This is a genomic window from Streptomyces sp. OR43 (genome assembly GCF_008042275.1).
GTDB lineage: Bacteria > Actinomycetota > Actinomycetes > Streptomycetales > Streptomycetaceae > Streptomyces.
In genome coordinates this window covers 726856-748796 of sequence record NZ_RDBK01000043.1, presented here as the reverse complement: position 1 = coordinate 748796, position 21941 = coordinate 726856, and the positions used below count along the sequence as shown (strand labels likewise).

General features: G+C 69.7%; 17 protein-coding genes and 1 rRNA gene. 10 read left to right on the top strand and 8 right to left on the bottom strand.

What is annotated here, in order from left to right; genetic code table 11:
- The first annotated feature begins 121 nt into the window (after window positions 1-121).
- A 5S ribosomal RNA gene (rrf, locus tag EAO72_RS21705) occupies window positions 122-238 on the top strand.
- A 71-nt stretch (window positions 239-309) separates the two neighbouring features.
- Here the strand turns inward: rrf and EAO72_RS21700 are convergent.
- The gene (locus EAO72_RS21700) at window positions 310-1260 is read right to left on the bottom strand and encodes a LysR family transcriptional regulator (RefSeq protein ID WP_148018967.1); all 951 of its coding nucleotides are present in this window, start codon (window positions 1258-1260) and stop codon (window positions 310-312) included.
- 96 nt (window positions 1261-1356) lie between these two features.
- Between EAO72_RS21700 and EAO72_RS21695 the strand changes: the two genes are divergently transcribed.
- The gene (locus EAO72_RS21695) at window positions 1357-2646 is read left to right on the top strand and encodes an MFS transporter (RefSeq protein WP_148021952.1); all 1290 of its coding nucleotides are present in this window, start codon (window positions 1357-1359) and stop codon (window positions 2644-2646) included.
- A 55-nt stretch (window positions 2647-2701) separates the two neighbouring features.
- Here EAO72_RS21695 and EAO72_RS21690 read toward each other — a convergent pair whose 3' ends face one another.
- From EAO72_RS21690 to EAO72_RS21670, 5 genes are read right to left on the bottom strand one after another with little or no spacing between them, the layout of a single operon-like run.
- Window positions 2702-4012 (bottom strand): DUF58 domain-containing protein, encoded by a 1311-nt coding sequence (locus EAO72_RS21690; RefSeq protein ID WP_148021951.1) that lies wholly within the window; start codon window positions 4010-4012, stop codon window positions 2702-2704.
- A gap of 11 nt (window positions 4013-4023) precedes the next feature.
- The gene (locus EAO72_RS21685; RefSeq protein ID WP_148018966.1) at window positions 4024-5025 is read right to left on the bottom strand and encodes an AAA family ATPase; all 1002 of its coding nucleotides are present in this window, start codon (window positions 5023-5025) and stop codon (window positions 4024-4026) included.
- Window positions 5022-6251 (bottom strand): DUF4350 domain-containing protein, encoded by a 1230-nt coding sequence (locus tag EAO72_RS21680; protein ID WP_148018965.1) that lies wholly within the window; start codon window positions 6249-6251, stop codon window positions 5022-5024. The genes EAO72_RS21685 and EAO72_RS21680 overlap by 4 nt, the downstream gene beginning before the upstream one ends.
- A complete protein-coding gene (locus EAO72_RS21675) occupies window positions 6248-6940 on the bottom strand; it encodes a DUF4129 domain-containing protein (RefSeq protein ID WP_261991597.1) in 693 nt (230 codons plus the stop codon). The genes EAO72_RS21680 and EAO72_RS21675 overlap by 4 nt, the downstream gene beginning before the upstream one ends.
- 4 nt (window positions 6941-6944) lie before the next feature.
- Window positions 6945-8147, bottom strand: coding sequence for a glycerophosphoryl diester phosphodiesterase membrane domain-containing protein (locus tag EAO72_RS21670; RefSeq protein ID WP_148018964.1), 1203 nt, complete (start codon window positions 8145-8147; stop codon window positions 6945-6947).
- A 140-nt stretch (window positions 8148-8287) separates the two neighbouring features.
- Between EAO72_RS21670 and mtnA the strand changes: the two genes are divergently transcribed.
- From mtnA to EAO72_RS21630, 7 genes are all read left to right on the top strand, one after another.
- Window positions 8288-9433 (top strand): S-methyl-5-thioribose-1-phosphate isomerase, encoded by a 1146-nt coding sequence (gene mtnA, locus EAO72_RS21665; RefSeq protein WP_148018963.1) that lies wholly within the window; start codon window positions 8288-8290, stop codon window positions 9431-9433.
- Window positions 9434-9437: 4 nt separating this feature from the next.
- Entirely contained in the window at window positions 9438-10127 is a 690-nt protein-coding gene (gene mtrA / locus EAO72_RS21660; RefSeq protein ID WP_187282414.1) for a two-component system response regulator MtrA, read from the top strand.
- A gap of 1 nt (window position 10128) precedes the next feature.
- Window positions 10129-12153, top strand: a complete 2025-nt coding sequence (mtrB, locus tag EAO72_RS21655; RefSeq protein WP_187285165.1) for an MtrAB system histidine kinase MtrB — start codon at window positions 10129-10131, stop codon at window positions 12151-12153.
- Window positions 12154-12238: 85 nt separating this feature from the next.
- The gene (locus EAO72_RS21650) at window positions 12239-14008 is read left to right on the top strand and encodes an LpqB family beta-propeller domain-containing protein (protein WP_148021949.1); all 1770 of its coding nucleotides are present in this window, start codon (window positions 12239-12241) and stop codon (window positions 14006-14008) included.
- 82 nt (window positions 14009-14090) lie between these two features.
- Entirely contained in the window at window positions 14091-14819 is a 729-nt protein-coding gene (locus EAO72_RS21645) for a ComF family protein (RefSeq protein WP_148018962.1), read from the top strand.
- A 321-nt stretch (window positions 14820-15140) separates the two neighbouring features.
- Window positions 15141-15830: a ribosome hibernation-promoting factor, HPF/YfiA family gene (gene hpf / locus EAO72_RS21635; RefSeq protein WP_148018960.1), complete on the top strand. Its 690-nt coding sequence runs from the start codon at window positions 15141-15143 to the stop codon at window positions 15828-15830.
- A 185-nt stretch (window positions 15831-16015) separates the two neighbouring features.
- Window positions 16016-16771, top strand: a complete 756-nt coding sequence (locus tag EAO72_RS21630; RefSeq protein WP_148018959.1) for a response regulator — start codon at window positions 16016-16018, stop codon at window positions 16769-16771.
- A 36-nt stretch (window positions 16772-16807) separates the two neighbouring features.
- Here EAO72_RS21630 and EAO72_RS21625 read toward each other — a convergent pair whose 3' ends face one another.
- Together EAO72_RS21625 and EAO72_RS21620 are read right to left on the bottom strand one after the other, a co-directional pair.
- Window positions 16808-17983, bottom strand: coding sequence for a winged helix-turn-helix domain-containing protein (locus EAO72_RS21625; protein WP_148018958.1), 1176 nt, complete (start codon window positions 17981-17983; stop codon window positions 16808-16810).
- A 55-nt stretch (window positions 17984-18038) separates the two neighbouring features.
- Window positions 18039-18626, bottom strand: a complete 588-nt coding sequence (locus EAO72_RS21620; protein WP_148018957.1) for a GNAT family N-acetyltransferase — start codon at window positions 18624-18626, stop codon at window positions 18039-18041.
- A 240-nt stretch (window positions 18627-18866) separates the two neighbouring features.
- Here EAO72_RS21620 and secA point away from each other — a divergent pair, with 240 nt between their 5' ends.
- Window positions 18867-21680: a preprotein translocase subunit SecA gene (gene secA / locus EAO72_RS21615; protein ID WP_148018956.1), complete on the top strand. Its 2814-nt coding sequence runs from the start codon at window positions 18867-18869 to the stop codon at window positions 21678-21680.
- Window positions 21681-21941 lie beyond the last annotated feature (261 nt).

Here is a 21941-nt window from a genome sequence, read left to right as displayed (position 1 = left end):
GGGTGGAGCTGACTGGTACTAATAGGCCGAGGGCTTGTCCTCAGTTGCTCGCGTCCACTGTGTTAGTTCTGAAATAACGAACGGCCGTGTTTTCATCCGGTGTTGGTTAATTTCATAGTGTTTCGGTGGTCATTGCGTTAGGGAAACGCCCGGTTACATTCCGAACCCGGAAGCTAAGCCTTTCAGCGCCGATGGTACTGCAGGGGGGACCCTGTGGGAGAGTAGGACGCCGCCGAACTCCTTTTGATAGTTAAGCCCCGTGCCCTTGTGGCACGGGGCTTTTCTGCGTTCACGGGCCGGAACGATGCATCAGGTCGGCGGCACATCCGAACCCTTGGCCCATGCAGGCTTCCACGTCTCGGCGTCGGCCCGGTGAGGCCGTGTGGAACCGAGATAGTGGCGAAGAGCGATGAGGGCGGGGTGTGGGTTGTCGCGACGCCAGATCAGTGAGTGTGGGTAGACAGGCATGGGGTCGGTCACCGGGATGCGTCGCAGCCCATGGCCGGCAGGCCAGATCAAGCGGGTGTGCTCGCCCATGAAGGTGGCCAGGGCCGGGGTGTCGGCGATGGTGTCCAGAAGGGCGTCGGAGCCGAAGTTGGGGCCGGTCGCCTCGATGGTGAGGCCGAATTCGGCGACGAGGTCGTCGTAGTAGGCGCCCCACTCGGTTCCGGGGACGATGCCGGGCATCCAGATCCGGTGCCCGGCGAGCTGCGCGAGGGTCACGGACCTGGCGCCTGCCAGCGCGTGGGCTGGGCCTGTCAGGAGTTGCAACGGCTCATCGAGCACTGGGGCGGAGTCGAGGTCCTCGGGAAGTGGCCGGCCGGGCGCCGCGACGGCGCGGAATGACGCATCGATCGCACCGGACCGGATGGCGGCGATGGCCGTCTCGATCTCGAACAGCATCAACACGTCGAGCTCGATCTCGGGGTGCGCGCGGTGGAATCCTCGCATCAGGCCCGCCTGCGCGCCGCGCGACGCGAGCACGTCGACACGGAGCGGGCGCCGGCCGGCGTGCACGGACGCGACTGCGCGCTCCGCGACGCGCAGCAGCTCACGTGCATGAGGCAGAAGTGCCTGCCCGTCGATGGTGAGCTCCGCGCCCCGCGGCGTGCGGGTGAACAGCCGCACACCGAGGTTCTTCTCCAGCACGGAGATACGTCTGGAGACGGCCTGCTGGGTGATCGAGAGATCAGCGGCGGCTTCCTGGAACTGGCCCGTGTCGGCGACGGCTGCGAAGGTGCGTACGGCTTCGAGATCCATGGGGCACCACGGTAATTCACAACGGATCGTTGTGCGGTGGGGCCAAGTTGGTTGTTTGACCTGCTGTTGTCGTGCTCGGTTAGCTCTTCCTGGGCAATGTCTGTTTGTTCGGTGAGGCATCAAGGGCGGCGGAGCACGGTGGGCAGGAGACGGCTGGGCCGGCAGTTCGGGTGGCTGTGGGCGGCGTATGCCGTCAGCGGGTTCGGAACACGGCTGGCGTTCGACGCGTTCGCTCTGATCGCCATCCTCGCACTCCACGCAGGGCCGACCCAGGTATCTGTACTGGCAGCGACCGGGCTTGCTGTGGGAGCCGCCGTAGCCGTGCCGCTGGGGCCGTGGCTGGAGTTTCGCCGCAAGCGGCCGGTGATGGTCGCGATGGACCTGACCCGGTTCGCAGCGCTGATGAGCGTACCTGCCGCGTATGCGCTCGGCCTGCTCGGCTTTGCGCAGCTTCTGTTCGTGTCCGTCGTCGTCGGCGCGGCGGATATCGCCTTCACCGCGGCCGGCGGAGCGTATCTGAAGGCGCTCGTACGGCCTGAGGACCTGCTCGTCGCGAACGGACGGTTCGAGTCCACCGCCTGGACCGTCACCGTGCTCGGACCGCCGGCCGGCACGGCGGCGATCGGATTCTTCGGGCCGGTGACGACGGTGGTGGCCGATGCGGTCAGTTATCTGCTCTCCGCCGCAGGAATCCGTGCCATCGGTGGCAGTGAGCCGCGCCCCGAGCGGACGGGTACGCCCAGGTCGCGGCTCCGGCCCCGCGACCTGCTCGAAGGGTGGCGGCACATTCTGAGCCACCCGGCGCTGCGTCCTCTGTTTTTCAACACAGTCCTGGTCAGCGGTTTGATCATGGCGACCTCGCCGCTGCTTGCCGTCCTCATGCTCGGGGACCTCGGGTTCGCTCCCTGGCAGTACGGCCTTGCCTTCGGCCTGCCGTGCGTCGGCGGGATCATCGGCTCACGGCTGGCCCGCAGGCTCGTCGAACGGGTCGGACGGCAGAGGGTCTTGCTCGCTGCCGGGGTGTTGCGCGCGTGCTGGTCGCTCGGGCTGGCCTTCGTCCGGCCCGGTGCGGGAGGCCTTGTGCTCGTCATCGTGGTCGAGTTCGGGCTGATCACGTGTATGGGTGTGTTCAACCCGGTGTTCGCCACCTATCGGCTCGAGCAGACGGCCACGGACCGGATCGTCCGCACCCTGTCGGCGTGGTCGGTCACCAGCAAGCTGACCGTCGCGGTCATGACCGGGATATGGGGGCTGCTGGCTGCGGTCACCGGTCCTCGCGCCGCGATCGCCCTCGCGGGTCTTCTCATGCTGCTCACCCCCTTCCTGCTCCCCTGGTCCGACCGCGAGCCACACCACGAGCAGGATGCGGCAGACATCCGGGCCTGACGCTCCTCGTGATTCGCCCCCGCCCCTGCTCGGGGTGGGGAAAGGGGCCGGGGCGTCACAGCCGGCCAGCGGCCTTGAGGGCCAGGTAGGCGTCTGCGAGGGACGGCGCGAGGCTCTCCGGGGTGGCGTCCACGACGACCACCCCGTGGCGTTGGAGCTGGTCCCCCGTCCGACGCCGTTCCGCCTGAGCCCGTGCTCCCGCGGCAGCGTCGTAGATCGCGTCCACGGTTCCCCTCGCCGCCGACATCTCCTCGATATGAGGGTCCCGCACGGCTGCCAGCAGCACGGTATGGCGCTGAGTAAGACGTGGCAGCACGGGAAGCAGTCCCTCCTCGACAGGGGCTGCGTCAAGGCTGGTCAGCAGCACGACGAGGGAACGCCGAGGAGCGTGCGTCAGCGCGGCGGCGCTCAGACCTCGGGCGTCGGTTTCCACGAGTTCAGGCTCCAGCGGGGCCAGGGCGTCGACCATGGCCGGCAGAACGTCGCCGGCACCCCGGCCACGGACCTGGGCGCGTACACGGCGGTCATGGGCGAGGAGGTCCACGCGATCGCCGGCTCGGGTCGCGAGCGCGGTGAGAAGGAGAGCCGCGTCCATCGACGCGTCGAGGCGGGGTACATCACCGACCCGGCCCGCTGACGTACGGCCGGTGTCGAGGACGATCAGGATGTGACGGTCGCGCTCGGGGCGCCAGGTCCGTACGGCGACCGCCGACTGGCGTGCGGTGGCCCGCCAGTCGATGGAGCGGGTGTCGTCACCGGGGACGTAGGCGCGCAGACTGTCGAATTCCGTGCCCTCGCCCCGGGTGAGGACACTCGTACGGCCGTCCAGCTCGCGCAGCCTGGCCAGGCGGGACGGCAGGTGTTTGCGGCTCGTGAAGGGTGGCAGGACGCGTACCTTCCACGGGGCGCGGTGGCTGCCCTGGCGGGCCGCGAGTCCCAGCGGTCCGTACGAGCGGACGGTGATCTGCTCCGCCCGGCGGTCGCCGCGACGGGTGGGGCGCAGCACCGTGGTGACACGGCGGCGTTCACCGGGCGGGACGTCCAGTCTGTGGCGAGACGCTGTCTGGTCCGTGTCCGGGAGCCAACTGCTGGGAGGCCATGCGTCTCGGAGGTGTGCCCGCAGTAGACGGCGGGAAGGATTGACTACGGTGAGTAGCACCTCGGCGCTGTCGCCGAGTCGAACGGTTGTATCACCGGATCGGGTGAAATGGAGCTGGCGGACTGGCGCTGCCAGGGCGAAGTCGCACAGAATTGCTAGAAGAAGGGGGCCGTTGACCGCGAGCATGCCCGTCCAGCTCGGGGCCAGGATGCCTACAGGGAGTGACGCAAGGGCGGCGAGCAGGGCGGTGCGTCCGGTAAGGGCCACCATTCACCGCCTCAACGGGGTACGGGGACATGGGCGAGAACCGCGGTGATGACGGAGTCCGCGGTGACTCCCTCCATCTCCGCCTCGGGCCGCAGTTGGATGCGGTGCCGGAGCGTGGGGAGCGCGAGGGCTTTCACGTCGTCGGGGGTGACGTAGTCGCGGCCCGTCAGCCAGGCCCAGGCACGGGAAGTGGAGAGCAGAGCGGTGGCACCCCGGGGTGAGACACCCAGGGCGAGCGAGGGGGATTCACGCGTGGCACGACAGATATCCACGACATAGCCGGCGATCTCGGGGGAGACGGTGGTCCTGGCGACAGCGGTGCGTGCGGCCTCCAGGTCGGCGGGCCCGGCGACCGGTCGTATGCCCGCAGCGTGCAGGTCACGGGGGTTGAAGCCGTCGGCATGGCGGGTCAGGACGTTGATCTCGTCGTCGCGGGACGGCAAGGGAACCGTCAGCTTGAGGAGGAACCGGTCCAACTGGGCTTCAGGGAGGGGATATGTGCCCTCGTACTCCACGGGGTTCTGCGTGGCTGCCACGAGGAACGGGTCCGGCAGGGGGCGAGGAGTGCCGTCGACGGTGACCTGGCGTTCCTCCATCGCTTCCAAAAGGGAGGACTGGGTCTTGGGAGGCGTCCGGTTGATCTCGTCGGCGAGCAGAAGGTTTGTGAACACCGGTCCCGGCTGGAAGGAGAACTCGGCGGTGCGGGCGTCGTAGACGAGTGAGCCCGTGACGTCACTCGGCATCAGGTCGGGGGTGAACTGGACGCGTTTGGTGTCGAGTTCGAGCGACGCTGCCAGGGCCCTGACCAGGAGTGTCTTGGCCACGCCGGGGACACCTTCCAGCAGGACATGGCCGCGGCACAGCAGCGCGACCACGAGACCGGTGACCGCCGGGTCCTGGCCGACCACGGCCTTCGCGATCTCGGAGCGCAGCGCTTCCAGGGAGGCGCGGGCCGCGGCGTCGCCGCTGACGGTCCCGGTTGTCCCGGCAGGGATGGGGGGCGGGGGGCTCATGAGGTACGGACCTCTCTTTCGAGGGTGTCGAGTTGTTCTGCCAGCAGGACGAGAGCGGCGTCGTCCGAAGGGGCCGAGCCGAAGAGCAGTTCGTGGAGGCGGGTGTCGTCGGCGGCACCGCGGCGCACGGACACGGCGGGGAGGAGCGTCGCGGGGGTGTGTGCGTCGCGCGGGGAGACGCCGACCAGGGGTGCGAGGCGGGTACGGGTGGCGTGGCGCAGGGAGGTGGCAGCCCGGTCGCGGGCCTTGGCCCTGCGCTGGAGGCGGGCACGGCCCTCGGTGGACTCGGAGGCGCGGATGGCCACGGGCAGCCGTTCGGCGACCACGGGGCCCAGACGCCGTGCCCGCCAGATCGCGGCGAGAACGGCTGCGAGGGCGAGTTGGAGGGTTCCCCAGAGCCAGCCCGAAGGCATCAGGTCGATGAAGCTGCTTTCGTCCTCCGCGCCGTCGCCGTCCGTGCCGCTGTCGTTGTCTCCGCTGCTGCCCGCGGCCGAGGGATCACTGAGCGAGGGGAGGTACCAGACCAGATGAGGGCGCGAGCCGAGGAGTTGCAGGGCCAGCGAGGCATTGCCCTCGTTGTCCAGGCGGTCGTTGTAGAGGAGGTCGGGAAATCCGAGCAGGACGGTGTCACCCGAGGCCGGCTGCTCCAGCATCAGCAGGGAGGGAAGACCGTCGGCCGGGTAACAGGCGAGGGCGCCGGCACCGGTCGATGTGTAGCGGAAGCCCCCTGTCTCCGCCTTGCCGGCCTGGCGTGCGGCGGTCAGAGAGCACTGCGGTGCACGTGTGGACACCGGCACGGAGGACTGCGCTCGTACACCGGGCGCCAGTGCGCCCACGGAGGGCGGACCGGCAGCGAGAAGGACGGTCCGCCCGCCCGTGCCGGTGGTTGCCGCGTGGAGCGCGTCCTGCTGCGACGGCGTCAGCAGATTGGGGGCGGCGACCAGCAGAGTGGTGTCGGAGCCGGCTGCGGACGCGGCGGCCCGCAGCGTGGTGACCACGCGGACGGATATGCCTCGGTCTTTGAGGAGTTCCGCGACGGCCCTGCTGCCGTAACGGTCTGCGGAGCGGGGGTCGAGCCGGCCGTGCTGGTCTCCGGAGCGGGTGGCGGCCAGGGCGATGCCCGCGGCGACGAGCACGAGAACGGCAAGCAGGAGCCCGCGAGCGCGGGTCCAGACCTGACGTGGCGTGAGGGAGGCGGAGGTGGATGGAGTGGCCGTCGCGGTCATTCGGCAGCCTCCAGGAGGGTGCCGGGGAGGTGCGGTGATGCGGACTCGAGGTCGAGGTCGAGGGTGAGCACGGTGAGATATGTCTGCTGGTCGGCCGACCGGCCGCCATATGTCACGTCGTCGAAGGTCCGGGCTGCCGCCCGGAGCCGCGTGGCGTGTGCGGGAAGCGTGCGGCCCGCCTCCGCGGCGGCCTCGTCGGCGGTGCGTCCGGGGCGGGCGTCGAGCAGAGCGCGCTCTTCCAGGGAGCGGACGATGGCACGCATCCGCTCCTGGACCGCCTGGCTCCAGTGGCCGGCGGCAGCGTGCGCCTCGGCGGTGGCGCGGTGTTCCAGCGCCCCGCGGACGCCGCTCTCGAAGAGGGCGTCCGCTGCCCGCCGCGAGGTGCGCTGTGGCGTGCCCAGGCGCCAGAGGAGCGCGGCGATCAGGGCGATCACGATCAGTACGAGTGCGACGAGCCCCACAGGCCCGCCCGGGGCGGCGCCCGAGGCGGTCGAGAGGAGGTCGCCGATCCAGTCCCACAGATGGTCCAGAGCGCGCTGGAGCGGGTTCGGATCGTTCTCGTGGTACATCGGTTTGGACAGTTCGTGCCGCGCGGCTTCACGGGCGGGCACCCGTGGGGTGTCCACGGGTATGTCGCCGCTTGCCCGGATCAGTAGCTCTGCTGCCGCTGTGCCACCCGCCCCCGACACGGTGTCAGCTCCTGTTGTCGTAGCCGGGCAGACCGGCTGCCCTGGCAAGGTCGAGGTCGAGCGCTTCTCGCCGGATGCGCTGGTCCACGTAGAGAAGGGCCATGACACCGGCGGACAGAGGATAGGTGATCGTCGCGATGACCACGTCGCCGATCGCGGAGACGATCAGGAAGGGCCAGCCGAAACTGGTGGCTTCGTCGGTGAGGAAGGAGCTCACACCGCCATCGTTCACCGTCATCGCGATGAGACCGAACGGGATGCCGATCACGAGCGTCACGATGAGCGTCAGCAGCCAGGTGAGCGCGAGGATGCCGAAGGTCCGCCACCAGGCGCCTCGGACCAGTTTGGCGGAGCGCCGCAGCGAGGCGGTGATCGACTGCCGTTCCAGCATCAGCGCCGGGGAGGCGAGGCAGAAACGGACCATGAGCCAGAGGAACACGGCGCCGGCGGCGAGCAGTCCGATGAAGGCGAGGCCGACCCCTGCCGTGTCGCCGATCAGGAAACCCGGAAGGATTCCCGCGGTCATGATGACCGCGGCCATCAGGGCCAGCAGGAAGGTCAGGCCCAGGAGCGGGAGCAGCCGGGGCCGGGCCTCGGTCCAGGCGTCGGAGAGCGTGACGGGGCGGCCCAACACCGAGCGGCTGATCACCACGGTCAGCACGGCGGTGGTGAAGATCGTGGCCAGCATCGAGATGAGCAGGGGCGGGGCGGTGTTGAGCAGGCTGGAGCGGAGAGAGTCGGTGGCCTGACGCAGGGCCTCCGAGCCGGTGGCGTTCCGGTCGATCGACGGGGGTTCCGGCAGCAGGTACCGCTGCACCAGCAGGATGCCGGTCTGGGCGATCACGGAGACGGTGAGCGTGATGCCGAGGACCGTGCGCCAGTGCGCGCGCATGGTGGAGACGGCACCGTCCAGGATCTCACCGACACCCAGGGGGCGCAGGGGGATGACGCCGGGCTTGGCGGCAGCGGGCTGCTGCCCCCAGCCAGGTCCCTGCGGGGGCACGCCCCAGCCGGGGTAGGGGGGCGGTGTGCCGGGGCCGGTCGTGGACTGGCCCGGCGCGGACCACTGCCCTGCGGGCGGCTGCGTGGAAGACCAGTTCCCCGCAGGTCCGCTGCCGTCGACGGGCTCGGAAGGCCGGGGGACGCCTGCCTCCTGGTCGTCGGAGGGGGCAGATCCGGGCGAGGCCCAGCCCGGAGTGTCGTTCATTCTCGCTCCTTCACGGTCCTGTCCGCGCATCGGGGCGTCAGGTTGGCAGCCATCGTGCCACGCGTGGCACCCGTCCGGGCCTGGCGCTGTATCTCCTTCGTTCCTTCCTGCGCGGGCACCCCACGGGGCAGACTGGGCGGATGGCTGATCAGGATGCGCAATCGCCGGTGGGCAGCGAGCCCGCCGCGCTTCCCGTACTTCGCTGGGACGAGCCTCCGGAGGGCCCTGTCCTGGTGCTTCTCGACCAGACGAGGCTGCCGGCCGAGGAGGCGGAGCTGGCCTGTACCGACGTCCCCGCCCTGGTGGAGGCGATCCGGACGCTGGCGGTACGCGGGGCGCCATTGCTGGGCATCGCAGGGGCCTACGGGGTGGCCCTGGCCGCCGCGCGGGGCTACGACGTGGCGGAGGCCGCGGGTCTGCTGGAGCAGGCGCGGCCCACCGCGGTGAATCTCGGGTACGGGGTACGGCGTGCCTCCGGGGCGTACTGGGCGGCCGTCGACAAGGGGGCCGGCCCGGAGCGGGCGGCGGCGGTGGCGCTGGACGAGGCCCGGGCGCTGCACCGGGAGGACGCGGTGGCCAGCGGGCAGATGGCACGGTTCGGGCTCGCCCTCCTGAACGAGTTGCTGCCCGGTGGTGGCCATCGGCTGCTGACCCACTGCAACACCGGGGCGCTGGTCTCCGGGGGCGAGGGAACGGCCTTCGCGGTGGCGCTCGGTGCGCACCGGGCGGGGCGGCTCAGGCGGCTGTGGGTGGACGAGACCCGTCCGCTGCTGCAGGGCGCCCGGCTGACCGCGTACGAGGCCGCACGCAACGGCATGCCGTACAGCCTGCTCACGGACAACGCCGCGGGGTCGTTGTTCGCCGCGGGCGAGGTGGATGCCGTGCTCATCGGGGCGGACCGTATCGCTGCCGACGGGTCGGTGGCCAACAAGGTCGGCAGCTATCCGCTGGCGGTCCTCGCGAAGTATCACCACGTACCGTTCATCGTGGTGGCACCGACCACGACCGTGGATCTGCACACCGCGGACGGTGCGGCCATCACCGTGGAGCAACGACCGGCGCGGGAAGTGACGGAGGTCACACCGCCCCGGCTGGGGGGTGGCGGGAGGGGTGCGGGCGGAGTGCCCGTGGCCCCGGTGGGAGCCCCGGCGTACAACCCCGCCTTCGACATCACGCCGCCGGAGCTGGTCACGGCGATCGTCACGGAGGAGGGCGTAATCTCCCCGGTCACAGGGGTCGGACTGGCAGAGCTGTGTGCCAGATCATCGCAGGTAACGATTAGCTAATGGGATGATGTCGTTTATGAAGGGACGCGTCCTTGTCGTCGACGACGACACCGCACTGGCCGAGATGCTCGGGATTGTGCTGCGTGGTGAGGGGTTCGAGCCGTCGTTCGTAGCGGACGGCGACAAGGCACTTGCTGCATTTCGTGAGGCAAAGCCGGACCTGGTTCTGCTGGATCTCATGCTGCCCGGTAGGGACGGCATCGAGGTCTGCAGGTTGATCAGGGCCGAGTCCGGTGTGCCGATCGTCATGCTCACTGCCAAGAGCGACACGGTTGACGTGGTGGTGGGCCTGGAGTCCGGGGCCGACGACTACATCGTCAAGCCGTTCAAACCTAAGGAGTTGGTTGCCCGGATCAGGGCACGTTTGCGGAGGTCCGAGGAACCGGCACCGGAACAGCTGACCATCGGGGACCTGGTCATAGATGTGGCCGGGCACTCGGTGAAGCGGGAGGGGCAGTCCATCGCCCTGACCCCGCTGGAGTTCGACCTGCTGGTCGCGCTCGCCCGCAAGCCGTGGCAGGTCTTCACCCGTGAGGTACTCCTCGAGCAGGTCTGGGGATACCGTCACGCCGCTGACACCCGTCTCGTGAATGTCCACGTGCAGCGACTCCGCTCCAAGGTCGAGAAGGACCCGGAGCGGCCGGAGATCGTCGTGACGGTCCGAGGCGTCGGTTACAAGGCCGGACCGAGCTGACATGTCCCTGGGTAGTACTGCTCCGAAGCCCGGGGAGCCGGGAGTCCGTGCGGAGCGGGCTGCCGGTTCAGGGCACACGTCATCTCCGGTGGGGCGCTTCCTGCAGGGCGGCCGGTTGTTCCAGGACCGGGCGCCCGGCGGGCCGGTGCCGCGACTGCTGATGCGCTGGTTGCGGCGTCCGCTGCTGCCTGCCGTCCGGCTGTGGCGGCGCAACCTCCAGCTGCGGGTCGTCGCCGGCACGCTGCTGATGTCGCTCGGTGTGGTGCTGCTGCTGGGTCTCGTCGTGATCGGGCAGGTGCGCAACGGGCTGCTGGACGCGAAGGGCAAGGCCGCACAGACACAGGCGGCCGGAGGGTTCGTGGCCGCCCAGGAGAAGGCGAACGCACCGCTTCCCCCCGATACGCAGGGCGGGGACACCGCGGACGGCACGTCGGCCAACAATTCCTGGCGGACCGAGCTCGTCGGCCAGCTCGCCAGTGGTGGGAAGAACGCGTTCAACGTGGTCGCGCTCAGCGCCGACGAGGGGTCCCGCGCGCCGCGCGGCTCGGGCAGCGTCGAGGCCGCGAGCATCCCGCAGAAACTGCGCGAGTCGGTGAACAAGGGCCCGGGAGCGTTTCAGACGTACTCCCAGATCAAGTACGCGAACGGGCAGGAGCCGCAGCCCGGACTCATCGTGGGCAAGCGGCTCTACGACATCGACCGCAATCCGTACCAGCTGTACTACCTCTTCCCGCTGACGCAGGAGGAGAAGTCCCTGACCCTGGTCAAGGGCACACTCGCGACCGCGGGGCTGTTCGTGGTCGTGCTGCTCGGAGCCATCGCCTGGTTCGTGGTGCGCCAGGTCGTCACCCCCGTACGCATGGCGGCGGGGATCGCCGAACGGCTCTCGGCCGGCCGGCTCCAGGAACGGATGAAGGTCACCGGCGAGGACGACATCGCGCGCCTCGGTGAAGCCTTCAACAAGATGGCTCAGAACCTCCAGCTGAAGATCCAGCAGCTGGAGGAGCTCTCCCGGATGCAGCGGCGCTTCGTCTCGGACGTCTCGCACGAACTGCGGACGCCGCTGACGACCGTGCGGATGGCCGCCGACGTCATTCACGAGGCGCGGGTCGACTTCGACCCGGTCACGGCGCGTTCCGCCGAGCTTCTCGGGGACCAGCTCGACCGGTTCGAGTCGCTGCTCTCCGATCTGCTGGAGATCAGCCGTTTCGACGCCGGTGCCGCGGCACTGGAGGCCGAGCCGATAGACCTGCGGCAGGTCGTGCGCCGGGTGATCGGCGGCGCCGAGCCGCTGGCCGAGCGCAAGGGCACCCGGATCCGGGTGGTCGGCGACGAGCAGCCCGTGATCGCCGAGGCCGATGCGCGACGGGTCGAGAGGGTCCTGCGCAATCTGGTCGTCAACGCCGTGGAGCACGGCGAGGGACGCGATGTCGTGGTGCGGATGGGCGTGGCCGGCGGAGCGGTCGCCGTGGCCGTCCGGGACTACGGAGTGGGGCTGAAGCCCGGCGAGGCGACCCGGGTGTTCAACCGCTTCTGGCGGGCCGACCCGGCCCGTGCCAGGACGACCGGTGGCACCGGTCTCGGGCTGTCCATCGCCGTCGAGGACGCGCGGCTGCACGGCGGCTGGCTGCAGGCTTGGGGCGAGCCCGGCGGCGGCTCGCAGTTCCGGCTGACGCTGCCGCGTACGGCTGACGAACCGCTGCGCGGATCGCCGATACCGCTGGAGCCCGAGGACTCGCGGCGCAACCGTGAGAACCGGGAACGGGCCGCGTCCGCTCCTGCCGGGAGCAGCGAGCACCGGCTGGTGGCGGTGCCTTCGCAGCCCGCCGGCACGGACCGGGGGGCACTGCCCGTACCGGCCCGGGCCCCCATGCCTGCCCGGACCGCACCGGCCTCAGTGCATCCGGCGGCCCTCCCGGGCAGCGGCGCACGTGTGGTGCCGCGTCCCGCCGGGGAACGGCCGGACCGTCACAACGACTCTCCGGGGCAGGATCCGGGGCGGGGGGACACGACTCGTGGGCACTGACCGTCGTCAGGGCGGCCGTGGACGTGCGGCGGGGGCGACCGTGCTGCTCGGATGCGGCGCCGTGCTGCTGTCCGCGTGCGGCTCGATGCCCGTCACCGGAGACGTCAAGGCTGTGGACGCCTCGCAGCCCGGTGACTCCCAGGTGCAGGTGTACGCCGTCGCGCCGCGTGACGGAGCCACTCCGAACGAGGTGGTCGACGGCTTCCTGGAGTCGATGACCAGCGACGACTCCGATTTCAGAACCACGCGCCAGTACCTCACGAAGAAGGCGTCGAGCGACTGGAAGCCGGGCGCGCTCACCACGGTGCTGGCCAACGCGCCGAACCGGAGCGACCGGCCGGTCCGCGACGGCGACCGCAGTACCAACGAGGTCACCTACACCCTGACCGGTGAGGAGGTGGCAACGGTCGACGGCCAGAACGCCTATCAGCCGCTCGCGCCGACCGACTACTCCCAGACGCTCAACCTGGTGCGGCAGAAGGGGCCGGACGGCAGCGAATGGCGCATCGACAGAGTGCCGGACGGCCTGGTTCTCGGGCAGTCCGACTTCAAGCGCCTCTACCGCTCCGTCAACAAGTTCTACTTCGCCACCGGGCGGACCGAGGCACAGTCCACGCTGGTCGCCGACCCCGTCTACCTCCGTAACCGGACCGACCCCGCCACCGGTATGGACACGGTGACGCAGGCCGTCCGCAGCCTCCTCAGAGGGCCGACCGACTGGCTGCGGCCGGTGGTCGCGTCCCGCTTCCCCGCGGGTACCGGACTGCGCAAGGGCGTCGTGTCGCTGACCCCCGACGACCGCAACGTGCTGACGGTCCCCCTCAACAAGAAGGCGGACGGAGCCGGGCAGCGTTCCTGCCGGATGATGGCCTCGCAGGTGCTCTTCACGCTCCGGGACCTGACGTCCGCCCGGGTCGAGCAGGTCGAGCTGCAGCGGTCCGACGGGTCGGCGCTGTGCGTGCTGGGGGCGGACCAGGCCGAGGAGTACGCCCCCGACGGTTCGTCGGGCGGTTCCGACAGCCAGTACTTCGTCGATGCCAAGGGGCATGTGGAGCGCATTCCGGGAAGCACCCGGGGCAGTGGCGCGCCGGAGCCGGTGGCAGGCCCGTTCGGCAGCGGTTCGCTGCGGGTGAGCGCGGTCGGAGTGGCCCGGGACGAGCAGTCGGCGGCCGCGCTCTCGCAGAACAAGGACGCGCTCTACGTGGCCTCCCTCGCCGCGGGCGGGGAACTGCGGCCACCGGTGGTCGCCAGCACGTCCAAGAAGGCCGGGGAGCGGCTGACGGCCCCCAGCTGGGACAGCCGGGGCGACCTCTGGGTCGCCGACCGCGATCCGGCCAACCCGCGACTGCTGCGGCTGGCCGGCGGCGCGGGCAAGCCGCAGGAAGTCAGCGTGCCGATCCTGGACGGGAGCCGGATCACGGGACTGCGGCTGTCCTCGGACGGCGTACGCATCGCACTGCTGCTGACCCTGGGCGACCGGACGACGCTGAAGATCGGCCGGATCGAGCGGCAGGGCCCGCAGGGCAAGGAACAGGTCTCCGTGGTGGATCTCCGCCATGCCGCGCCGCAGCTGGCCGATGTGACCGCGATGTCGTGGTCGGGCGGCAGCCGCCTCGTGGTGGTCGGAAAAGAGGAGGGAGGGGTGCAGCAGGTCCGCTATGTGCAGGCGGACGGTTCGACGCCCTCCTCGGGCTTGCTGCCCGGTGTCAACCAGGTGCGGGCCATCGCGGCGGCGGACGACGAACAGCTGCCGCTGATGGCGGACACGGTCGGCGACGGCATAGTGAAGCTGCTGCCCGGCGACAACTGGCAGACGGTGCTGAAGGAAGGTTCGGCGCTGGTCTACCCGGGCTGATCTCCGCGGTCGCGTGTTCCGCCGTGGCGGGCCGTTGTCCACAGGGGTGGTCGGGCTGCCTCGGCGGGGGCAGAGTGGAGTCATGCGCGGGTGGTGGCGTGAGATCGCGGGACTGGTCCTGCCGGTGGACTGCGGCGGCTGCGGCAGTCCACGGACGGAGCTGTGCGAGGAGTGTGCCGCGCAGTTGTACGGCGGGGTGCCCCGCCGGGTGAGACCTGATCCGGAGCCTGTCGGCCTGCCCCTCGTGCACGCGGCCGCCGGTTACGGGAACGCGGTACGCGCGGTCCTGCTGGCCCACAAGGAGCGCGGTGCACTCGGCCTCGCAGGAGCCGCCGGAAGGGCGCTGGCGGGTGCCGTGAGGGCCGGGGCGGGGGCCTCGCCCGACGGGAGACCGCTGCTGCTGGTGCCCGTACCGTCGGCGCGCCGGGCCGTCGCCGCGCGGGGACACGATCCGGCCCGTCGGATCGCTCTGGCGGCTGCCGCGGAACTGCGCCGTGCGGGTACGGCGGCCCGGGTGGCCGGTGTGCTGCGCCAGCGGCGTCCGGTGGCCGATCAGTCCGGGCTCGGCGCCCGTGAGCGCCGGGAGAATCTGGCGGGGGCGCTGGGAGTCGTGGCCGGCGGCGGGCGGCTGCTTGCCGCCGGACGGGTGGTGCTGGTGGACGATCTGTTGACGACAGGCGCCTCGTTGGCCGAAGCGGCCCGGGCGATCGAAGAGGGCGGCGGGTGGGAGAGCGCCGTTTCCGGGGTGCGTCACGCGGCCGTCGTCGCAGCTTCTCCTTCTGCCTTCGAAATAAACCGGAACTGGAACTGAACTTGCATCGTTGCAGGTAGTGAGTGGGTAAAAAGACCTGAACGGAGGTACGTGCGAGTAGCGGGTGCCGACATCCGTCCTGGCAGGCTATGTTCGGTTGTGAGGAATGGTGAATGCCAGGCCTCGACGAATGCACCACCAGGTTTCGGGCAGGCGACCCACCGGCGTTCGGAAACCGGGAATTCGGTGGGGTGGAGACCTTGCCGACGGGGGAGGAGGAGGTGGAAGTCACCGAGTCCGCGGCTCCGGTCATCACCGGGGCCTGGTGCAAAAGGGAGATGCTCCGCCCCTGAGCGGAGTGATCCGGGAACGGAGTTCTGCGTGGACATCGTCGTCAAGGGCCGCAAGACCGAGGTGCCCGAGCGGTTCCGCAAGCACGTGGCCGAGAAGCTGAAGCTGGACAAGATCCAGAAGTTCGACGGCAAGGTGATCAGCCTCGACGTGGAGGTGTCCAAGGAGCCGAATCCTCGTCAGGCAGACCGCTCCGACCGGGTGGAGATCACGCTCCGCTCGCGTGGGCCGGTCATCCGGGCAGAAGCGGCCGCAGGCGACCCGTACGCAGCGCTGGACCTGGCCACAGGCAAGCTGGAGGCGCGGCTGCGCAAGCAGCACGACAAGCGCTACAGCCGCCGTGGCACGGGCCGCATCCCCGCTGCTGAGGTCGGTGAAATGGTGCCGGACGCGGCGTCGTTCAACGGCGACGGCGAGCTGGTCGCCGACGAGGCGGCACAGCCCGTACCCACCACCAGGATCGGCTCGCTCGAGGTTCAGGGCGAAGGACCGCTGGTGATGCGCGAGAAGACGCACGTCGCGGCACCCATGTCGCTCGACCAGGCGCTGTACGAGATGGAACTGGTCGGTCACGACTTCTATCTGTTCGTCGACTCCGAGACGAAGGAACCCAGTGTCGTCTACCGGCGGCATGCCTACGACTACGGTGTCATCCACTTGAGGACCGACCCGCTGGCCGCCGATGAGGCGGGCGGCGCGGGCGGCGCGCTCGGCGGCTGACGCCACCACTTTGTGGTGCCCCTGGAGCGCCCGTGCGCCCCCAGGGGCACCCTCGTGCGACCACGGGATCACCGCTCCGACGTCCAGGCATGAAATCATGGCGGCCCAAGCCAATCGGTGCTCTGTGAACTGCCGTTGGCGGACAGTTTGTGAACTTCAGGCCGTGGCCTTCAGGGGGAGGAACGATGGCGGACACCTTCGGGCCCGTGCGCGATGCGAATGATGCCGATGACGCCGGCGGTGACCGTGCCGGTGCGGACGACGACAGCGGTTCCCGCAAGGAGCCGATCCGCGTCCTGGTGGTCGACGACCATGCCCTGTTCCGCAGAGGCCTGGAGATCGTCCTCGCGCAGGAGGAGGACATCCAGGTCGTCGGCGAGGCGGGAGACGGGGCGGAGGCGGTGGACAAGGCGGCCGACCTGCTGCCCGACATCGTCCTGATGGACGTGCGCATGCCCAAGCGGGGCGGCATCGAGGCCTGCACCTCCATCAAGGAGGTGGCCCCCAGCGCGAAGATCATCATGCTGACGATCAGCGACGAGGAGGCAGACCTCTACGACGCCATCAAGGCGGGTGCCACCGGCTATCTCCTCAAGGAGATCTCCACGGACGAGGTCGCCACCGCGATTCGTGCCGTCGCCGACGGACAGTCCCAGATCAGCCCCTCCATGGCGTCCAAACTGCTCACCGAGTTCAAGTCGATGATCCAGCGGACCGACGAGCGCCGGCTTGTTCCGGCGCCCCGGCTCACCGAGCGTGAGCTCGAGGTGCTCAAACTGGTTGCTACGGGCATGAACAATCGCGATATCGCGAAGGAACTCTTCATTTCCGAGAACACCGTGAAGAACCACGTCCGCAACATTCTGGAGAAGCTCCAGCTGCACTCCCGGATGGAAGCCGTGGTCTACGCCATGAGGGAGAAGATCCTGGAGATCAGGTGACCCGGCCCGGCGGTAAAGCCCCGGAAATGCGGGCGCTCACGCCAGGGCGCGGGCGATTTCCCTGGTGAGCGGCGCGCGCAGCTCCGGTGCGTCCACCCGTTCCAGCCGGACCTCCGTGCACCCGACCCAGGAGGCTGCTTCCACCAGCGCCCGCGCCATCGGCGCCACGGCCTTGGCGCTCGCCAGGGACACCTGCCGGGCGACCAGCGTCGTGCCCTCGCGAGCCGGGTCGACCCGGCCCTGCAGCCTGCCGCCCGCCAGAAGCGGCATCGCGAAGTAGCCGTGGATCCGCTTGGGCTTGGGGACGTACGCCTCCAAGCGGTGGGTGAAGCCGAAGATCCGCTCGGTCCGCGCCCGCTCCCAGACCAGTGAGTCGAACGGCGAAAGCAGCGTCGTGCGATGGCGGCCGCGCGGCTCGGCGGCCAGGGCCTCCGGATCCGCCCAGGCCGGCTTCGCCCAGCCCTCAACCGTCACCGGCACCAGTCCGGAGTCCGCCACCACGGCGTCGAACTGCTCGCCCTTGATGCGGTGGTAGTCGGCGATGTCCATGCGGGTGCCGACACCCAGCGACCGCCCCGCGAGCGCCACCAGCCGGCGCAGGCACTCCGCGTCGTCCAAGTCGTCGTGCAGCACGGCGGCGGGCAGGGCGCGCTCCGCGAGGTCGTAAACGCGCTTCCAGCCGCGGCGCTCGGTGCACACCACCTCGCCGTACATGAGGGCCCGTTCGACGGCCACCTTCGAGGCGGACCAGTCCCACCACTCCCCACCGTTCTTCGCGCCCCCCAGTTCCGTCGCCGTCAGCGGTCCCTCGGCGCGCAGCTGCTTGATGACCGTCTCGTACGCGCCGTCGGGCAGATCGTGATGCCACTGCGGGCGGGAACGGTAGGCGCGGCGGCGGAAGGCGAAGTGCGGCCACTCCTCGACCGGCAGGATGCAGGCCGCGTGCGACCAGTACTCGAAGGCGCGACCGCCCGACCAGTACGCCTCCTCGACCGACGGGCGGCCGATCGTGCCCAGGCGTGCGTACGGAATCAGTTCGTGCGAACGCGCGAGCACCGAGATCGTGTCGAGCTGTACGGCGCCCAGGTGGCGCAGGACCCCGGGCACCCCGGCCCGTCGGTCCGGGGCGCCGAGGAAGCCCTGGGCGCGCAGCGCGATCCTGCGGGCCTGGTCGGCGGAGAGTTCGACTGCGGGAGGCTGCACAGACGTCATGCCACGCACCCTAGAGGGCGGCACTGACATCCCGGGCGGGGCCGGCGCCCGCCCCTCACGCCCGTCCGGCGGCGTCGGCCGGCAGATACGCGTCGGTGCCGGGCAGCCCCAGGTCGGACGGGAGCAGGGCCCCGACCCACGTATCGCGGCGCACACCCTTGTTGATCAGCCCGGAGCGCTGGTCGCCCTCCATATGGAAGCCGGCGCGCAGCGCCACCGCTCGCGAGGGAAGGTTGCCGGTCTCGGCCCGCCACTCCAGCCGGTCCCCGCCGAGCGCGGTGAAGGTCCAGCGGGCGGCGCAGAGGACCGCCTCCGTCGTGTAGCCGAAGCCGCGGTGCTCTTTGGCGGTCCAGAAGCCGACCTCGTACGTCCCCGGCCCGGTGCGCCGGTTGATGCCGAGGGCACCGGCCAGGGCGCCGCCGTCGCGGACCACCACGGCGAAGTTGTACATGGAGTCGTCCTGCCAGCCGCCCGGGGAGAGCTGCCGGGCGAAGAGCTCCGCGTCCGCGCGGCCGTACGGCGAGGGGACGACCGTCCAGCGCTGGATGTCGGGGTCCTGGCAGGCCGTGTGCAGGGCGTCGGCGTCGCCCGGTACGAAGGGACGCAGCAGCAGGCGGTCGGTGGTGAGAGTGATCGGCTCCATGTACGGATTCTGGTGAGGGAACCGTCGTGTGGCGAGTACTTTTCGGTCTTCCCGGCACCTTCGGTGCCCTTCGGCCGTTGATTCGGAAGGGCACTGCGGGGTCAAGGCGGTGGCAGCCCTCCCGGCGCGGCGGGGTCCTCGCTTACGATGGCCGTTGCGGTGGGGCCCACCTGCCGTGCCCGCGCCAGAGTCCATAACACGACCCAGTGCCAGGCCCGACCGGCAAGGAGACCAGCCTCAGTGTCCGTCTTCAACAAGCTCATGCGTGCAGGCGAAGGCAAGATCCTGCGCAAACTGCACCGCATCGCGGACCAGGTCAGCTCCATCGAAGAGGACTTCGTCAACCTCTCCGACGCCGAGCTGCGGGCGCTCACCGACGAGTACAAGGAACGGTACGCGGACGGCGAGAGCCTGGACGACCTGCTCCCCGAGGCATTCGCGACCGTCCGTGAGGCCGCCAAGCGGGTCCTCGGACAGCGCCACTACGACGTCCAGATGATGGGCGGCGCAGCCCTGCACCTCGGTTACGTGGCCGAGATGAAGACCGGCGAGGGCAAGACCCTCGTCGGCACCCTGCCCGCGTACCTCAACGCGCTCTCGGGCAAGGGCGTGCACCTGATCACGGTCAACGACTATCTGGCCGAGCGCGACTCGGAGATGATGGGCCGGGTCCACAAGTTCCTCGGACTGACCGTCGGCTGCATCATCGCCAACATGACTCCGGCCCAGCGCCGCGAGCAGTACGGCTGCGACATCACGTACGGAACGAACAACGAGTTCGGGTTCGACTACCTCCGCGACAACATGGCCTGGGCGCAGGACGAGCTCGTCCAGCGCGGTCACAACTTCGCGATCGTCGACGAGGTCGACTCGATCCTGGTCGACGAGGCCCGTACGCCGCTGATCATCTCCGGCCCCGCCGACCAGGCCACCAAGTGGTACGGCGACTTCGCCAAGCTGGTCACACGTCTGACCAAGGGCGAGGCGGGCAACCCGCTCAAGGGCATCGAGGAGACCGGCGACTACGAGGTCGACGAGAAGAAGCGGACCGTCGCGATCCACGAGCCCGGTGTCGCGAAGGTCGAGGACTGGCTCGGCATCGAGAACCTCTACGAGTCGGTGAACACCCCCCTCGTCGGGTACCTCAACAACGCCATCAAGGCCAAGGAACTCTTCAAGAAGGACAAGGACTACGTCGTCATCGACGGCGAAGTCATGATCGTCGACGAGCACACCGGCCGTATCCTCGCCGGCCGCCGCTACAACGAGGGCATGCACCAGGCGATCGAGGCGAAGGAAGGGGTGGACATCAAGGACGAGAACCAGACCCTCGCCACGATCACCCTGCAGAACTTCTTCCGCCTCTACGGCAAGCTCTCGGGCATGACCGGTACGGCGATGACCGAGGCCGCCGAGTTCCACCAGATCTACAAGCTCGGCGTGGTGCCGATCCCGACCAACCGGCCGATGGTCCGGGCCGACCAGTCGGACCTGATCTACCGCACCGAGGTCGCGAAGTTCGCCGCCGTCGTCGATGACATCGCCGAGAAGCACGAGAAGGGCCAGCCGATCCTGGTCGGCACCACCTCGGTCGAGAAGTCCGAGTACCTCTCGCAGCAGCTCTCCAAGCGCGGCGTCCAGCACGAGGTCCTCAACGCCAAGCAGCACGACCGGGAAGCGCCGATCATCGCGCAGGCCGGCCGCAAGGGCGCGGTCACGGTCGCGACGAACATGGCGGGCCGCGGTACGGACATCAAGCTGGGCGGCAACCCGGACGACCTGGCCGAGGCGGATCTGCGCCAGCGTGGTCTCGACCCCGTGGAGCACGTCGAGGAGTGGGCGGCCGCGCTGCCCGCGGCGCTGGAGAAGGCCGAGCAGGCCGTGAAGGCAGAGCACGACGAGGTCAAGCAACTCGGCGGGCTGTACGTGCTCGGTACCGAGCGGCACGAGTCGCGTCGTATCGACAACCAGCTGCGTGGTCGGTCCGGCCGTCAGGGCGACCCGGGCGAGTCCCGGTTCTACCTCTCGCTCGGCGACGACCTGATGCGTCTGTTCAAGGCGCAGATGGTCGAGCGCGTCATGTCGATGGCCAACGTGCCCGACGATGTGCCGATCGAGAACAAGATGGTGACGCGGGCCATCGCGTCGGCGCAGTCGCAGGTCGAGCAGCAGAACTTCGAGACGCGTAAGAACGTCCTGAAGTACGACGAGGTGCTCAACCGGCAGCGCGAGGTCATCTACGGCGAGCGGCGCCGGGTGCTGGAGGGCGAGGACCTGCAGGACCAGATCCGTCACTTCATGGACGACACGATCGACGACTACATCCGCCAGGAGACGGCGGAGGGGTTCGCCGAGGAGTGGGACCTCGACCGGCTGTGGGGCGCGTTCAAGCAGCTCTACCCGGTGAAGGTCACGGTTGCCGAGCTGGAGGAGGCCGCCGGGGATCTCGCCGGTGTCACCGCCGAGTTCATCGCCGAGTCCGTCAAGGACGACATCCACGAGCAGTACGACGAGCGGGAGAAGACGCTCGGCTCCGACATCATGCGTGAGCTGGAGCGGCGCGTGGTCCTGTCCGTCCTGGACCGCAAGTGGCGTGAGCACCTCTACGAGATGGACTATCTCCAGGAGGGCATCGGCCTCCGTGCCATGGCGCAGAAGGACCCGCTGGTCGAGTACCAGCGCGAGGGCTTCGACATGTTCAACGCCATGATGGAGGGCATCAAGGAGGAGTCCGTCGGCTACCTGTTCAACCTGGAGGTCCAGGTCGAGCAGCAGGTCGAGGAGGTTCCCGTCCAGGACGCGGCGACGTCGCTGTCCAAGGAGGACGCCGTTCCGGCGGCGCGTCCGGAGATCCGGGCCAAGGGGCTCGACGCTCCGCAGCGTCCGGACCGGCTGCACTTCTCCGCTCCCACGGTGGACGGGGAGGGTGGCGTCGTCGAGGGCGACTTCTCCAACGGCGACGGCGGGGCCTCCGGGGATTCGGACGGGCTCACCCGGGCGGAGCGGCGCAAGGCGCAGAAGAGTGGTGGCGGCGGGCGTCGCCGCAAGAAGTAGCGTGCGCTGATCGTTGGTCTGCGGCCGGGGCCGGGCACCGTGTGGTGTCCGGCCCCGGCCGTTGTGCGTGTGGGTGGGGGCGGATGTGGGCGGGCGTTGTGGTGCGGGTGCGTTGTGGTGCGTTGTGGTGCGTTGTGGTGCGTGGGTGGRGCGGCCGGGTGGGTGCGTGCGCCTGCGGCGGGCCTGTTCCCCTCCCCGCCCCTTCCCGTAACCGGGGCTCCGCCCCGGACCCCGCTCCTCAAACGCCGGAGGGGCTGGAAG